The sequence below is a fragment of the Pseudomonas sp. NY8896 genome (genome assembly GCF_039634505.1).
Window position 1 is genome coordinate 682,368 of the sequence record NZ_CP132350.1, and the last position, 15,480, is coordinate 697,847.

The following is a 15,480-nucleotide window of genomic DNA, read 5'->3' on the forward strand; positions in this document are numbered from 1 at the left end:
AGTGCAAGCTAACATTAAAGGTCTGGTAGACCGGCTGGAGCTTTCCCAGGCCAAGGCCATGATGCCTCTCTATGAGGCCATTTCTAACGCCGTCGATGCTATCGAAGAGCATCAAGACGGCTTTAGCAACCACTCGATTCGTATTCGTCTGGTTGCTTCCCATGATCTCGCCCACCAGGCCGGAGACGGGACGCTGATCGTAGACGGCTTCGATGTCATTGACGACGGCGTCGGCTTCAATGACAAAAATCTGGCCTCTTTTAAAGAGGCCCACACGCTGTCAAAGGTGAAGCTTGGTGGGCGAGGTGTTGGCCGTTTTACCTTTCTGAAAGTGTTCTCATCCGTCCGCATTCGCAGCGTCTTCAAGCGCGAGCGGCAAGCCTTGCTGCGTGAGTTCGACTTTAGCATCGAAGATGAGCTTAAGGGCGCGGATGTCACGACCGAGGTCGAACTGACCCCAGGCACGACGACTTCTCTGCGGGGCATGAACGAGAAGTATCGCGCTGGGTGGCCCACACAGCCCGAGATGATTGCCGAGCGCGTGATCACGCATTTCTTGATCCGTTTTGCGGCCCGCTCCTGCCCGCCGATGACGCTGGAATTACCTGGTCACGCGCCGATTGACCTGCACGCACTGTTTCAGTCCACGGTGCTGGCCCACATTGAAGAGCAGTTCTTCGATGTGTCCGGCCACACGTTCGCCTTGCAGGCCTATCGACACCGTGATGGCCGTTCGCGTCATGAGCTGAACCTGTGCGCCAACGGGCGCGAAGTCACCACCACCAAGCTGCGTGATCTGCTGCCGGAGCTGCCAGAGAAGTTTCTGGATGACGAGCAGTCGCCGTACACCCTCATTGTGCTGGTGACCGGGGAGTATCTGGACGACCACGCCAACCAGGAGCGCACGCGGATCGCGTTCCAGAGCGATGAAGAGCCCGAGCTGGAGCAGACGCTTGTCTCTCGTCGCGCCTTGAACCAGGGCATCACCGGCGCATTGCGACCCTTGCTCACTGGCGACCTGAAGTCAACCAATGAAGAAAAGCGCGTCCAGATCGAAAAATTCGTCGAACAGGCGCCCGAGTACAGGGCGCTGACTCATCCACGCTACCGAGAAATCATTGAGCAGAGGATTCAACCTGGCTTGTCAGACGAGAAGCTGGATGAAGCGCTCCTGCATGTCAAACGGGACGTTGAAGACAGTGTTCGCAAGGATCTGCGTCATGCGGCCACCTACTTTGAGAGTGAGTCGTTTGAACAGTACGCCGAACGCTTCCAAACGCTCGCCGAACAGGCTAACGAGCTAGGCAAGGCTGAGCTTGCGAAGTACATCACTCATCGTCGGACGATTCTTGACCTGGTGTCACTGAGCCTCAAGAAGCGACGCTCGGACAACAAATACCCCCTTGAACGGGTTTTGCACAAGATGCTTTTCCCCATGGGTGCAACTTCGAAGGATATTTTCTTTGAGCAGCAAAACCTTTGGGTGATTGACGAACGGCTTTGTTATCACACGCTGCTCACCTCAGATAAGAAACTGAAATCGATCGAGGGCCTTGAAGACACGTCCGGCAAGGAGCCCGACATCTGCGCCTTCTTCTACGACACCCCCATCGGTGTACGGGAAGAAGAGGACTCCACGGGGGCGATTGTTGTAATTGAGTTCAAACGCCCCGGTCGTGACGACTATCAGACGGATCCCGCCCAGCAGATCATCAAGAGGTTTGTCGAGATTCAAGAGAGCAAACTAGACGACGTGGATGGAAGACCCATCAACGCACGCGGTATTCGGTTTTTTGGCTATTTGATTGCAGATTTAACGCCTTCTCTCAAGCGAGAGATGCGCATGAACTATCACGAGTCGATTGACGGCGAAGGCTATTTTAAGACGCTCACGGGCGGCAACGGATACGTTGAAATAATTTCCTATGACAAGCTTATAAAGGACGCAGCGCGGAGAAATCGCGTGCTCTTCGAGAGGCTTGGTCTGCACAAGAACTAAGGTGTCACCACAATGAGCAAGCAAAAACTCGAACTCACCTGGATCGGCAAGGACAAGCGTCCCAAGCTGGAACCGCGCATTCTGCTGGAAGATCCGGCGAAGTCGTATCACTCCAGTCATCGCATGACGGAAAACGATATCTTTGATAACCGGTTGATATTCGGTGACAATCTCCTGGCTCTGAAGGCGCTGGAGCAGGAGTTTTCCGGCAAGGTGAAGTGTGTGTTCATCGATCCGCCGTACAACACCGGCAGTGCCTTCACCCATTACGACGACGGGCTGGAGCATTCGATTTGGCTAGGCTTGATGCGGGATCGACTGGAGATCATTCAACGATTGTTGTCGGAGGATGGGTCTTTATGGATCGCTATTGATGATAATGAAGGGCATTACTTAAAGGTCTTGTGTGACGAGATTTTTGGACGTCAGGCATTTATTACATCAATGGTCTGGGAGAATTTTTATGGTCGGAGTAATGCTGCGGCAATTTCTCCTGCGCATAACTATGTTCTCTTGTATTCCCCGATGGGTCAGGATTGGAAGAAGGTCCGAAACCTTCTTCCTCGGGGAGAGGAAAGTGCCGGTAAATATAAGAATCTTGATGGTGATCCACGGGGGGCTTGGCGTCTGGGGCCAATATTCGCAGGTGGTGAACGTCATGATGGGCTTATGTACACAATTAAAACTCCGTCAGGGAGAGAGGTGCGCCCTCCGAAGGGAAGCCATTGGCGCATGCTAGAGGACCAATTTTGGCGAATGGTTGATGAGGGTAGGATCGTTTTTGGTGAGAGTGGCGACAATAATCCGGCCGTGAAGTTGTTTTTGAGTGAAGTCCAAGAGGGATTGGTGCCCAGGACTTGGTGGCCACACACTGATGTAGGGCACTCTCAAGAGGCTAAGCGAGAGATTCAAGCCCTTTTCCCGGGAGAGATCCCTTTTGATACTCCCAAGCCGGAGCGTTTGCTTGCACAAATTATAACGATTGCGACCAACCCAGGAGATGTTGTACTCGACTCTTTCGCTGGCTCTGGTACCACTGGCGCAGTTGCGCACAAGATGGGGCGCCGCTGGATCATGGTCGAGTTGGGTGAGCACTGTGATACTTGCATTACCCCGCGTATGCAGAAGGTTATCGACGGAACCGACCAAGGAGGTATCAGCAAGGTGGTCAACTGGCAGGGCGGCGGTGGCTTCCGCTACTACAAGCTGGCCCCCACACTGATCGTCAATGACCGCTGGGGCAATTCGGTGATCAATCCGGAGTACAACGCCGCCATGCTGGCCGAGGCACTGGCTAAGCTGGAAGGCTTCACCTATGGGCCCTCGGAAGCCCACTGGTGGCTGCACGGTCATTCCAGCGAGCGCGATTTCATCTACGTCACCACCCAGAACCTGTCCACCGAACAGTTACAGGCACTGGCCGATGACGTGGGGGCCGAGCAGAGCCTGCTGGTTTGCTGTGCCGCCTTCCACGGCGTGAACGCTGCTCAGGCCGAAGCACGCTGGCCGAACCTGACGCTGAAAAAGATCCCCAAGATGGTGCTGACGCGCTGTGAGTGGGGCCACGACGACTACAGCCTGAACGTAGCCAACCTGCCGCTGGCTGAGCAACCCGTTGTAGCGCCCGAGCCAGTGAAAGAAGGCAAAAAGAGCAAGGTCGCTGAGCCGGCACAAGCCGCGCTATTTGGTGAAGACGAGGCGTGATGCCTGAAAGCCGCGCAAAGCCTGCCGGCTACAAGGAACAAAGGAAGACAGTATGAGCAGTTCGCGTATTCAACATCACGTTTCCGGGCGCCTGTCGCTGCGCCCGCCGCAGGCCGAGTCGCTGAGCAAGCTGGTGCAGGCGTTGGGCTCTGCGCCGGAGATGCTGGAACATCAGCAGAGCGTGCGGGCGATCCTCGATACCCTGAAGGCACAGTTCCCGACCCTGGAGGACTTCGAGCGCGACTTCCCGTCACTGTGCTTCTCGCTGGCCACCGGTGTGGGTAAGACCCGGCTGATGGGCGCCTTCATTGCTTATCTGCACCTTGAGCACCAGATCAACAACTTCTTCGTGCTCGCGCCGAACCTGACCATCTACAACAAGCTGATCAACGACTTCACCCCGAACACGCCCAAGTACGTATTCAAGGGCATCGGCGAGTTCTCGATCAATGTGCCGCGGGTCATCACTGGCGACAATTACGACCAGCAGAACATCCTCGGTGGTGAGTTGTTCGGCGAGGTTCGCATTAATATCTTCAACATCGCCAAGATCAGCTCTGAGGTGCGCGGAGGTAAGGAGCCGCGGATCAAACGGATGCGCGAGGTGCTGGGTGATAGCTACTTCAACCATCTGTCCGACCTGGAGGATCTGGTGCTGCTGATGGATGAGTCGCACCGCTACCGCGCCCAGGCCGGGATGCGGGCGATAAACGAGCTCAAGCCGCTGTTCGGCCTGGAAGTGACCGCTACTCCCTTCACGGAGTCGAGCAAGGGGCCGGTGCCGTTCAAGAACGTCGTGATGGACTACCCGCTGGCTCGTGCCATCGAAGACGGCTTCGTCAAGGAACCGGCCGTGGTCACTCAACGCGATTTCAACGCCAGGCAGCATACGCCGGAAGAAGTGGAGCGGGTCAAGCTGGAGGACGGCGTGCGCCTGCACGAGGCGACCAAGGCCGAGCTGCTGACCTACGCCCGCGAAAACGACGCCAGGGTGGTGAAGCCCTTCATGCTGGTGATCGCTCGCGACACCGCCCATGCCGGACAACTGCTGGCGTTGTTGGAATCGGATGTCTTCTTCGAGGGGCGCTATCGCGGCAAGGCCATCCAGGTCGACTCCAGCAAGAGCGGTAAGGATGAAGAGGAAATGATCACCCGCCTGCTGGCCGTGGAGAGCGTGGATGAGCCGACCGAAATCGTCATCCACGTCAATATGCTCAAGGAGGGCTGGGACGTTACCAACCTGTACACCATCGTTCCGCTGCGGGCCGCCAATGCACGCACGCTGATCGAGCAGTCAATCGGCCGCGGCCTGCGCCTGCCCTATGGCAAACGCACCGGAGTGGAGGCCGTGGATCGCCTGAACATCGTCGCTCACGACAAGTTCCAGGAAATTATCGACGAGGCCAACCGCGGCGATTCGCCAATCCGCCTCAAGCAGGTAATTCTCGATGCGCCCAAGGCGGACGATAACAAGACCAGCGTGCAGGTGCAGTCCGGTGCGCATGCGATGCTCGGCCTGAGCGAAGGCACAGCGCAGCCGGCTGCTGAGCAAGAGAGCGAGTCTGGCGAGGCAAGCAGTACAGGCGCGAACGCCGAAACACTAAAGCCTTCGCCGATTTTCACCACTGATGCAGAGAGGCAGGCCGCCCGTGTGGTGATGGAGGTCATCGGCCAGTACGAAACTCGCCGTGATCTGGTGCCAAGCAGCAAGGATTTGCTTAAGAAGGAGGTGCAGGAGCAGATCAAGGCCGAAGTCGCCGAGCGCCTTAAGCCCCAGCAGGGCTCGTTGTTGGAAGGACAGGACGCGACTGCACCTGAGCTGAATCTGGATGAGGTGGTGGCCAAAACCGCCGAAGTGGTGGTGCAGAAGACCATCGATATTCCGCGCATCACGGTGGTGCCGACCGGCGAGGTAACCTCGGGTTACCATCCGTTCACGCTGGGCGATCTGCCCAACTACCAGCGGGGCCAGCGCGAGCTCCTTGTGCAGGAGCTGCGCACCAGCAAGCAGTCCACGTTGAGCCGCGAAAGCGGTATCCGCGAAAAGCGCCTGGAGGACTATATCGTCAAGAAGCTGATCGACTTTGATGACGTGGATTATTTCACTCAGGCCGAGCTGCTCTACAACCTGGCCGAGCAGGCGGTGGCCCACTACCAGAAGCAGAACTATGCCGAAAGCGAGCTGCACGAGATCCTCGATACTCACGGTGCAGATCTGGCCCGCCTGATCCATGCAGAAATGCACAAGCACTTCTGGGAAGAGGCCAGCGGCTACGAGGTCAAGGTCAGCCGCGGCTTCACCGGGCTCAAGCCCTGCAACTACACGGTAGCGGCTAACCAACCGGTACACCGCGTGCGCGAAACAGTCACCGAGACTAGCCGGATCAAGCAGATGCTGTTCGGCGGCTTCACCCGCTGCCTGTACCCGCTGCAGAAGTTCGATTCGGACACCGAGCGGCGTTTTGCCGTGATCCTTGAGCGTGAAGCCCTGAAGTGGCTTAAGCCGGCTAAGGGGCAGTTCCAGATATTCTACAAGCTCGGTGCTGAGCAGCCGGAGTATGTGCCGGACTTCGTAGTGGAGACGGACAGCTGTATTTTCCTCGCCGAAACCAAGGCTGCCAGCGACCTGGAGACCCAGGAAGTGCAGGCCAAGGCTGCCGCTGCTGCACAGTGGGCCAAGCATGCCTCCGACTACGCAAAGAGCGTCGGCGGCAAGCCCTGGAAGTATCTGCTGATCCCGCACAGCGAAGTAACCGAGGCGAAGCGATTGATGGACTATCTGAGGTTTGAGGTAAAGGCAGTTGTATCGGTGGTGAGCTGAAAGGTGTAGGGCTGAGCAATAGGCCCGAATGACTCAGTGCTCCAGGTGCTTTCTGTGTCTGGAGCAAAGGGTTTTCTGTTCGCGGAGCGGACTTTGAAGATGAGGTCCGGCCGCAAAGGCATATCCGAGGGAACGAAGTGAAAGCGACCGAAGCCAATCTGCTCAAGTTTCTCCGCAAGTCACCGCAGTTTGTCATCCCGATTTACCAGCGCAACTACTCCTGGACAGAAGAACAGTGCCGTCAGCTGTGGTCGGACATCCATCGTGCCGGGCGTGAGAAGTCCGTCAATGCCCATTTCATCGGTTCCATCGTGTACATCGAGCGCGCCCTGTCGTCGGTCACCAGTCCGGAAGCATTGTTGGTCATCGATGGGCAGCAGCGCCTGACAACCTGTACTCTGCTGATCGCTGCATTATCCAGTCATATCGAGAGTCTTCCTGATGATCAGTTGGCGGCGCTTGATGAGCTGCTGGAGACGTTCTCGGCCAGGAAGCTGCGCAATTACTATCTGCTCAACCCCGATGAGGACGGCGACCGTCACTTCAAGCTGATTCTTTCGGAAACCGACAAGGAATCGCTGCTGGCAATCCTCAAGCAAGCGCCGATGCCTGCCGAGCGCAGCACCCGCATTCAGGAGAACTTTCAGCTTTTCCAGTCCCTGCTGAGACAGAATAGTTCCGAACTGGTTGCGATCTGTGAAGGGCTCGCGAAGCTGGTCATCGTCGATGTCTCCCTTGATCGTGGTCAGGATAATCCGCAGCTGATTTTCGAAAGCATGAACTCCACCGGCCTGGAGCTCAGTCAGGCCGACCTGATTCGCAACTACATCCTAATGGGGCTGGAGCCTGCGCTGCAGACGGAGTTGTATAAAAGTTATTGGCGCCCCATGGAAAAAGCCTTCGGCCAGGCGGCTTATACCCAGCACTTTGATGCCTTTATGCGGCATTACCTGACGACCAAGATGGGCGATATTCCGAATGTCCGCGAGGTCTATGTCGCATTCAAGAACTACGCCCGCAACCTGAAAGACGATGTTTCTTCGCTGGTTGCTGATATTCATGCCTATGCAACCTATTACTGCGCTATTGCGCTTGGTGCGGAAAGCCACTCGCAGCTCAAGCAGGCTCTCCATGATCTTCGTGAACTGAAGGTCGATGTTTCATACCCGTTCCTGCTGGATGCTTACCATGATTACAAGACAAACACCCTGAGTGCCGATGAGTTGTGCCAGGTCATACGCTTGGTGGAAGGCTATGTATTTCGCCGAGCAGTCTGTGCCATCCCGACAAACTCTCTGAACAAGACATTCGCAGGTCTCTCGCGCACCCTGAAGAAAGACCGCTATCTGGAAAGTGTGCAGGCCAGCTTCATGCTGCTGCCTTCGTACCGCCGCTTCCCCAGTGATGAAGAGTTTCAGCGCGAGCTCAAGCAGCGAGACCTCTACAACTTCCGTAGCCGCAGTTACTGGTTGCGTCGTCTTGAAAATCATGGAAGAAAAGAGCGTGTCGCCGTTGAAGACTACACCATCGAGCACATTCTTCCGCAGAATCCCGAGCTTTCTCCGACCTGGAAGGCTGAACTTGGCGAGGATTGGAAGGTTGTCCAGGAGAGATGGCTGCATACTCTTGGTAATCTGACCTTAACGGGTTACAACAGTGAGTACCGCGATCATCCGTTTGCGTTCAAACGCGACCAAGTTACCGACCGGGATGGACACCCCATAGGGTTCGCATACAGCCCGCTCAGGCTGAATCAGGGGCTTGGCAATGTGGGTAAATGGGACGAGGCGGCAATCAGGTACCGGGCAGAGCGTCTGGCCAAGGATGCTGAGAGGGTCTGGGATGCTCCACGGCTGGCTGCGGACATTCTCGATGCATATCGCCTATCGAGTCAGCCGACTAGCAGCCAGTACAGCATTGATGATCACTCGCATTTGTCATCCGGCCCCGTGCGTGATCTTTTCGAAAGCCTTCGTGCTGCGGTTTTGGAGCTTGACCCATGCGTCAAGGAGGACGTGCTCAAGCTGTATATTGCATACAAGGCAGAAACCAATTTTGTCGATATGGTGCCACAAGCCAAGCGACTGCGACTGTCGCTCAACATGCCATTCCATGAGATTGATGATCCTAAGGGGCTGTGCCGAGATGTCACGAACCTCGGACGTTGGGGGAATGGTGACGTTGAAGTCGTCTTCACTAGCCACGATGAACTGCCCTATGTGATGGGTTTGATCCGCCAGTCGTTTGATCGGCAGATGGGAGATATCTAGTGTCCGAGAGCAGTGCCTGCGGTTCACGCAGGCACTGCTCGTAGGAAAACTGCTCACCTACACCGACCTGCTTAATGAATCGTGGAGGAGCCAGTATCGACAGCCGTTGATCTGTCCAAGTAGGGATATACTAATCGGCACCAACCAGATCCAAAGGGCGTACCTTCAACCGGTCGATCAAGAGCGTCGGCCAGCTGTCGGGGCCTGGAGCCTGTTCATAATTTCGATATCAGCTGCCGATCCGGCTTTCTCGGCTGATGTGTAGTCACTTCAGAACAAAAAATAAATGATTTCCCGTCCTGAAGATTGCTCCTGGTATTCCCAGGAGCAACCTTTTATGCGGAGTCGGCTAGAGATAACCTCGTTCTGCCAACGACACGCAGCCTTCATGGCCAACCACCACATGATCCAATATGCGGGTGCCGACCATGTTCAAAGCGTTCTTAAGGGTAGTGGTCAAGGTACGATCGGCTTGGCTGGGCTCTGGATCGCCGGAGGGATGATTGTGAACCATGATGACGGTTGCAGCGTTATGCTCCAAGGCGATCTTCACCACTTCTCGCGGGTACACACTAGCCCCATCCAGCGTGCCTCTGAACAGTTCTCTAAAGCCTATAACCCTGTGTTTGGAATCGAGCAGCAGCAGAGCAAAGACTTCGTACTCGTGGTACTGCAGCAGTGTTTGCAGGTGGCTGAAGACCTGCTTGGGTTCAGTCAAGGCCCGGCCTTTAGACAAACGACTCATGGCCAGTTGTTGTGCCATCCGCAGGATGTCGGCCTCGGTGACGGGTGATTCCATGACGTAGGTGCCACTCGCCTCACCGGCTTTGAGCTTGTGATATTTCATGATGCTATTCCTGTAAGAATGGGGAAGGCTGGGGAGGTTGAGCAGAGCGTTACTGAACGGAAGGCCTAGTGCTGTGCTCGATAGCCTGAGCCTCCAGCTTCTGAGTCAGTGAGGGCTTTGACGGCGCTGCCGGTTGGGCCTCTGCGTTGCTGGGTGGGGTTTCAGCAGCGGGAAAGAACTCCTCGACAATGGAGCCAGAGTCCTCCTCGCTATCTTCAAAAGCGCCATTGCTAAAACCTTGTCGGGCTGCGTGATCCAAGGCGCTCTGGTCGAAGCCCGAGGCTTGCCGGGTTTCCTCCAGTTGCTTGGCGGCGAGCAAGGCTTCTTCTAGGGGCAGTCCACTGCGCACCGTGATATCGACGTAGAATATCGGCGTGCCGTGGCTCTGACGGGTGGATTTGCCACGCAGGCGTAGCTCCAATGGCAGGCAGGCCAGGCGATTGCCAGAGATGGCTTGCAGGTAATGCAGGCGCGCTGCCAAGGTGCGGATGCTGTTGAATCCAGTGGTCCGGAAGACAAAACTGCCCAGTGGGTCGTCATCGCCAATCACCACGTTCAGCCGACCGTAAGGCTTACAGGCATTGCCTTGGGCCATTGGGCAGCCATCGGGTGAAGGGCAGGGCAGCGACTGGATGCCGTCCTTGGTCAAACGCTTGCACGTTTCACCGTTGCCGACGCATAACGGTCTGCCGGTGGTACGGTCGAACAGGCTGTAGTCCGCGCGAAAGTTGAGGTCCGGTTCGTTGAACAGCAATCGGATCGGAATGCTGCGCAACTTGCCATCCTGGCCATTGCGCAGTTCCTCATTGAGTGGATGCAGTAACCAGCCGTCACGGCTCTGGACTTGCGAGGTGATGGTGAACTGATCATCTTTCTCGGGCAGGCGCTTGCCGTTTTTCTCGACGATCTTACCGATGGAAATGCGCCCGAGTACCGGCGGAGTGATGGCTAAACCTTTGAGCATGGTGGTGCTCCTTGATCTGAAAATAAAAAAGCCACCGGGACGTGAACGGTCCGGGTGGCTAGGGTGAGCAGGTTGTTTCAGGCGAGCAGGAAGCGACGAGTGCCTGCTTTGGCCTTGGGGTAGCGAGCCTGCAGGTAGGGCTTGTCTTTGAGCATCTGTTCGACATCCAGACCAATGCTGTCCTTGGATTTCTTCCAGCTGATGTAGCCCTCAGCAAACTCTGCACGGGTGGCTTCCCCCATGGCCTGCTGCAGAATTTGCTTGAGCTGCGCCTCACGCGTTTCCTGCTGAGCAATGTTCTGACGAACTGACTTGAGCTCCAGGAAGGTGCTGGTCAGCGCCGGGTTCTGGCTGAAGTCCAAGGTCTGTCCGTTATCCTCGGGATAGAGGCAGCGCAATGCCGCTTCCGCAGATGCTGTGCCATCGGCCGGTGGCGGGGTGTCACTGATGACGTAATCCCAGAACAGCCGTTCCAGATCAATCAGCCGAGCAATCAGCGCCTCGTCGCGTGTGATGCGATGGATTTCCAGATGCTGGCCACCGAGCAGCACCGCCACATCAGCGGCCTGCTTGCCTGTGACTGCAAGCTGGTGCATGACTTGCAACTGCACATATTCGGGCACGCCCTCTTTCCAGAGGCGCGCCCCGTTTATGCCGGCAGTTTTGCATTCGAGGATTTGCACCTCTGGAGCACCGATTACCTCGCGGTCGATATTGGCGAGCATCCACGGGAGCGCCGGATCGGGATGCTGTAGTACAGCGTTGATCCGTCGAACCTTGTTCTGGCTGCGTTTGCTGTAGTGCCAGGCCACGATGGGTTCCAGCACATTGCCCCAGTACAGCGGGCTTTCCTCATCGTGAGGATCGGCCTTCGTTAGCCCAGCATCGCGACCGGTCTTCTCTAGCCACAGCTCCAACTGCGACTTGTAGGGGTTCAGACCCACTGCAGCGGCGGCATCCGAACTGCCGATGCCTTGCTTGCGGATCTGCAACCAGTCCTCGCGGGGCAGCTCCTTGGTGTTGACCAGGCGCAGGGCAGGGCGTTTCTTACGGGTGCTACTATTCAATGACGTTGCTTTCATCGTCTTTACCTGTTGGCATAAAAACGCCCGACCAGCACAAGGCTGACCGGGCGCGAGGATTGATGTGAGTGAGGGTTAGGCGGCGAGTTGCAGAGCGGCATCCAGGGCGCGTTGCTTGATCTGCGCCCCCTGACCGAACCATGCCGAGTCCAGGCGGTACTCGTTACTGCGGGCACGGCGCTCGTGGTCGACATACTCGGTCACGGCATTCAGCAGGCCCCAAGCGGTGCCGCGTGCCGACTCTAGCTGACTGCCTCGACCACGCCCTTCGTACAACTCCTGCACCTTGCGCAGGGCTCGCTCATTGGGGAGTTGCTCCGGCAGAGCACCGGTTGGGCTGGTCTCACACATCACGTTCATGAAGAAACCCAGCGCCTCATGCCACTGCACCTTGCGTTCAGCCAAAGCCCTCATGCGATACATAAATTCGTCCCAGCCAGAGACGGCGATGCCCAGTTGCTTCTTCACCGTCTTCGGTTCAAAGCGAGTGTTGTGGGGCACCTTGATGGCGCGGCTGCTGCCGTCCAAGGCGATGGTCAGGGTGTTGTTGCACACCACACGCACGGTGGTTGGCGTTGCTGTGGTAGCCAGGGTGCCGTCACAGGAGGTGGCGAGCAGGAGGTAGCCGTTGACCTGGTCGTTACCCTTGAGCGTTGCGCCTTGCCCGGTGCGCGCCAGCGCCCAGAACTTGCGACCACCCTTGAGCACGCCGGCCGTTTCCAACTCATAGCCGGATACCTCGGTGAGATCGCGGTAGAACTCCAGCACCTCTCTCGGCTGCACGGTGTGGTAACGCTGCGAGACCACCGACAGAGGGGCCTTGGTGTCGGAGCGGTAGAGCACTTTCTGCTCGGGGAAGGAATGGATGGTGCCCAGGTGGCCGATGGCGTCAGACTTAAAATGGACCGGGCTTTCCTGAATCTCCCAGTCCATGCCGGCTTCACGCTGCCAGACCTCAATAGGTTGTTTGCGGGGCAGGTTGTTGCCCAGGCCATGCCAGGGAGTAGCGCCAGCGTAGGCCATGGTTTCAACGAGATGAGCCATGAGAATGATTCCTTGCGGATGAAGGGGAAAGAGCGTCGTTTCATCAACGAGCGACGCCCGTTCAAAAAGGCTTAACGGTTGACGCTGAAGCTGTAACCGCACTCCAGACATTGGTAATTGGCCAGCACCTTGTCGTCGAGCTGCTCGCCCAGCGTGGCCCCGGCAATGCCCCCCGCGGCCCCGCCGAACAGACCACCCAAAATCGCCCCGGCGATGCTGCCAATAGCAATGCCCACCGGCCCACCGACTACACCCAGTACCGCGCCGGCTTCCGCACCTGACAGGGCACCGGCGGCGCCACTGGCTGCACCACCTGCGGCGCCAATCAAACCACCCGTTTGTTTACCGATATTTTTAGTGATGACGCGTCCAGAGTTACAGCTTGGGCAAGGGGTATACATGTGCAAATCCTCTCAAGTGATGAGCGTGCCGAGGTAGAAGCTGGCACGCAAAATCCCCAGCAGCAGTCGATACTGCGGGGCGTTCACAGAGGTGATATAGGTTTGAAATATTTTCGGATCCGATTTTTGATTGATCTATCGCTGTAGAAGTAACCGGATACTGGTCCTGAAGGCTTTGAGAGGGATGAGGAAGGGCGAAAATGACATTCTGAAGAATGTGGAACGCTGGCAGTCCTGAGCGCAAGCTGATCCAGGTGAACCCACAGTACATGGGGCTATGGATCCCTACCGCGACCGGCTGGCAGGTCAAGAGACGCAGACAACGCATCAATCACGTCCCGTATGAAAATCGTCTTGATCTCGCCCATGATGAGACCTTCACCATCGGCACACCCTGTGAGGTGGCAGCATGTCCGTAGCTCGCTTCTGGCGAAGAGCTGACGTTGGGTCAACGTATCGAGACGACTTTTTTGTCTTGATTATCTCTGATAGCTGACACCGACAGGTTGCCTGTAGCAGCTTCCTGAATGTGGTCGCTCCACCACGCCATCATAGGGCGTCTGCGTTCTATGTAATCTGCTCGGTTGTACGCGCTACGTACCTCGTCTTTATCGACGTGAGCAAGCGCAACCTCGATCAATTCAGGATCCCAGCCGTGCTCGTTGAGAATGGTGCTCGCCATAGAGCGCATCCCATGGCTTACCAGGCGTCCTTCGAAACCCATGCGTTTCAGTGCCATGTTGGCGGTTTGGCTGTTGCAGTGGGTACGAGGGTTCCGGTCTGCGGGGAACACATGCTCCCGATGTCCACTGTAGGGCTTGATCGCTTCCAGGAGCGCGAGAGCCTGCTCCGTGAGCGGGACAATGTGCGTGCGGCGCTTCTTCATGCGCTCCGCAGGAATCGTCCAGATCTTCTTCTCTATGTCGATATCTGCCCAGCGGGTGGTTGCTGCCTCGACTGGCCGGGTCATGGTGTGGAGCTGCCACTCGATCAGGCAGCGGGTTGTCCTTTTTATGCTGGCATTGGCTATTGCCACCATGAGTTCTTTCAACTCATCGGGGGGCAGTGCCGCCATGTTTTTCTTTTTCGGTTTCTTGAAGACGGAGCGGATACCGCTGAGCGGGTTCGCGTGAATCAGTCCCGAGTTGACCCCGTAAGTCATGATCTCGTTGAGCCGCTGCGTCAGCCGCTTCACGGTTTCAAGGCTGCCCTTGGTTTCGAGTGGCCGGAGCAGGTTGATGACTTGAGGTGCGCTGATGGCTGAGATCGGTGTGGAGCCCAAGTCCGGGAATACGTGCAACGTTAGCGAGCGCCAGATGTCCTCAGCGTAGGCCGACGTCACAGCATCTTTCTTCAGCTCATACCAGGACGTCGCCACATTCCGGAATGTGTGCTCAGTCGCAGCTTGTTTAGCTTGCAGCACAGCATCCCGTTTCTCTTTAGGGTCGATGCCATGGGCAAGTGCTTCCCTCGCTTCAATGGAACCCTTGCGTGCTTGCGCTAACGAGACTTCAGGGAAGGTTCCCAGTCCCATGTTGATCCGCTTCTTCGTCACAGGGTGTCGATAGTTGAAGTTCCACAGCTTGGAGCCATTGCTTCTCACTCGCATTTGAAGCCCGCCGCCATCAAATAGAACATAGTCCTTTTCAGCAGGCTTGGCAGATTTGATTTTGAGTTCAGTGAGGCGGGTAGCTTGTGCGCACATTGGCATTCCAGAATTGATTTTGGCATTCCAAAAATTAGCACCTACGGGCTTGGAATGCCATTTGGAATGCCAAAAGGCGTGGCTGCTCATGGACGTCTGTGGACGCTGATAGCGCTGAAAGCCCCGTATTTACTGGGTTACAGGCACAAAAAAAGACGTCCGTGGACGTCTTTAGATGATTATTTGGTGGAGCCGGGGGGATTTGAACCCCCGTCCGCCAGTACTCCGCTGTCGGTACTACATGCTTAGCCGTGTCTACTGATTTAATCCGCAGCCGCCCGACGGGCAGGGTGCTTTGGATGAGTTGTGTAAGTTTTAGTCACTTCGCCCACAACGTGCTACGCGACGATCCTGTTCTGTATGACAATCAGTTCGGGTTTACAGGCATCCCCTAGTGATTGCTGGAGCCGAAGCTACCAGAAGCAACGGGTCAAGAGGACCGCTTAAGCGGCCAGCTTGAACTCCGCGCCGTAGTTTTCGTCATTGGCAACTATAAAAGTTGCAACAGTGGATTTACGAGTTCTGTTACCAACTCGGCATGCACCTAGAGTTTCGCTACCGGCGTCGAATCCTAATCGGCCCCACACTAGCGTTACGCTAACGCACCTTTACAGCGCGTGGGGTGGAGTATACGCCATTGCGC

The 15,480-nt window shown here is 56.5% G+C and carries 10 protein-coding genes and 1 other RNA gene; 4 read left to right on the plus strand and 7 right to left on the minus strand.

Annotated elements, in window-relative coordinates; translation table 11 throughout:
- Position 1 precedes the first annotated feature (1 nt).
- The 4 genes from Q9451_RS02995 to Q9451_RS03010 all read left to right on the plus strand — a co-directional run bounded on the left by Q9451_RS02995 (position 2) and on the right by Q9451_RS03010 (position 8,794).
- Complete coding sequence (locus Q9451_RS02995; protein WP_181126764.1) at positions 2-1,999, plus strand: ATP-binding protein; 1,998 nt, start codon at positions 2-4, stop codon at positions 1,997-1,999.
- Between the two features lie 12 nt (positions 2,000-2,011).
- Positions 2,012-3,703: a site-specific DNA-methyltransferase gene (locus Q9451_RS03000; RefSeq protein ID WP_181126763.1), complete on the plus strand. Its 1,692-nt coding sequence runs from the start codon at positions 2,012-2,014 to the stop codon at positions 3,701-3,703.
- A gap of 52 nt (positions 3,704-3,755) precedes the next feature.
- Positions 3,756-6,524 carry a DEAD/DEAH box helicase family protein gene (locus tag Q9451_RS03005; protein WP_181126762.1) on the plus strand — a complete coding sequence of 923 codons (2,769 nt, stop codon included), beginning with the start codon at positions 3,756-3,758 and terminating at the stop codon, positions 6,522-6,524.
- Positions 6,525-6,661: 137 nt separating this feature from the next.
- Complete coding sequence (locus tag Q9451_RS03010; protein WP_034100772.1) at positions 6,662-8,794, plus strand: DUF262 domain-containing protein; 2,133 nt, start codon at positions 6,662-6,664, stop codon at positions 8,792-8,794.
- Positions 8,795-9,143: 349 nt separating this feature from the next.
- Here the strand turns inward: Q9451_RS03010 and radC are convergent, their stop codons facing one another.
- The 7 genes from radC to ssrA all read right to left on the minus strand — a co-directional run bounded on the left by radC (position 9,144) and on the right by ssrA (position 15,420).
- A complete protein-coding gene (radC, locus tag Q9451_RS03015; protein WP_034100771.1) occupies positions 9,144-9,641 on the minus strand; it encodes a DNA repair protein RadC in 498 nt (165 codons plus the stop codon).
- Positions 9,642-9,690: 49 nt separating this feature from the next.
- Entirely contained in the window at positions 9,691-10,605 is a 915-nt protein-coding gene (locus Q9451_RS03020; protein ID WP_181126761.1) for a hydrolase or metal-binding protein, read from the minus strand.
- Between the two features lie 77 nt (positions 10,606-10,682).
- Complete coding sequence (locus tag Q9451_RS03025; protein ID WP_034100769.1) at positions 10,683-11,687, minus strand: lambda-exonuclease family protein; 1,005 nt, start codon at positions 11,685-11,687, stop codon at positions 10,683-10,685.
- A 75-nt stretch (positions 11,688-11,762) separates the two neighbouring features.
- Positions 11,763-12,731 (minus strand): DUF932 domain-containing protein, encoded by a 969-nt coding sequence (locus Q9451_RS03030; protein ID WP_103518024.1) that lies wholly within the window; start codon positions 12,729-12,731, stop codon positions 11,763-11,765.
- 71 nt (positions 12,732-12,802) lie between these two features.
- Complete coding sequence (locus Q9451_RS03035; RefSeq protein ID WP_181126907.1) at positions 12,803-13,132, minus strand: hypothetical protein; 330 nt, start codon at positions 13,130-13,132, stop codon at positions 12,803-12,805.
- A gap of 448 nt (positions 13,133-13,580) precedes the next feature.
- Positions 13,581-14,837 carry an integrase domain-containing protein gene (locus tag Q9451_RS03040; protein WP_103518025.1) on the minus strand — a complete coding sequence of 419 codons (1,257 nt, stop codon included), beginning with the start codon at positions 14,835-14,837 and terminating at the stop codon, positions 13,581-13,583.
- A 184-nt stretch (positions 14,838-15,021) separates the two neighbouring features.
- Positions 15,022-15,420: a transfer-messenger RNA gene (gene ssrA, locus Q9451_RS03045) on the minus strand.
- Between the last annotated feature and the right edge of the window lie 60 nt (positions 15,421-15,480).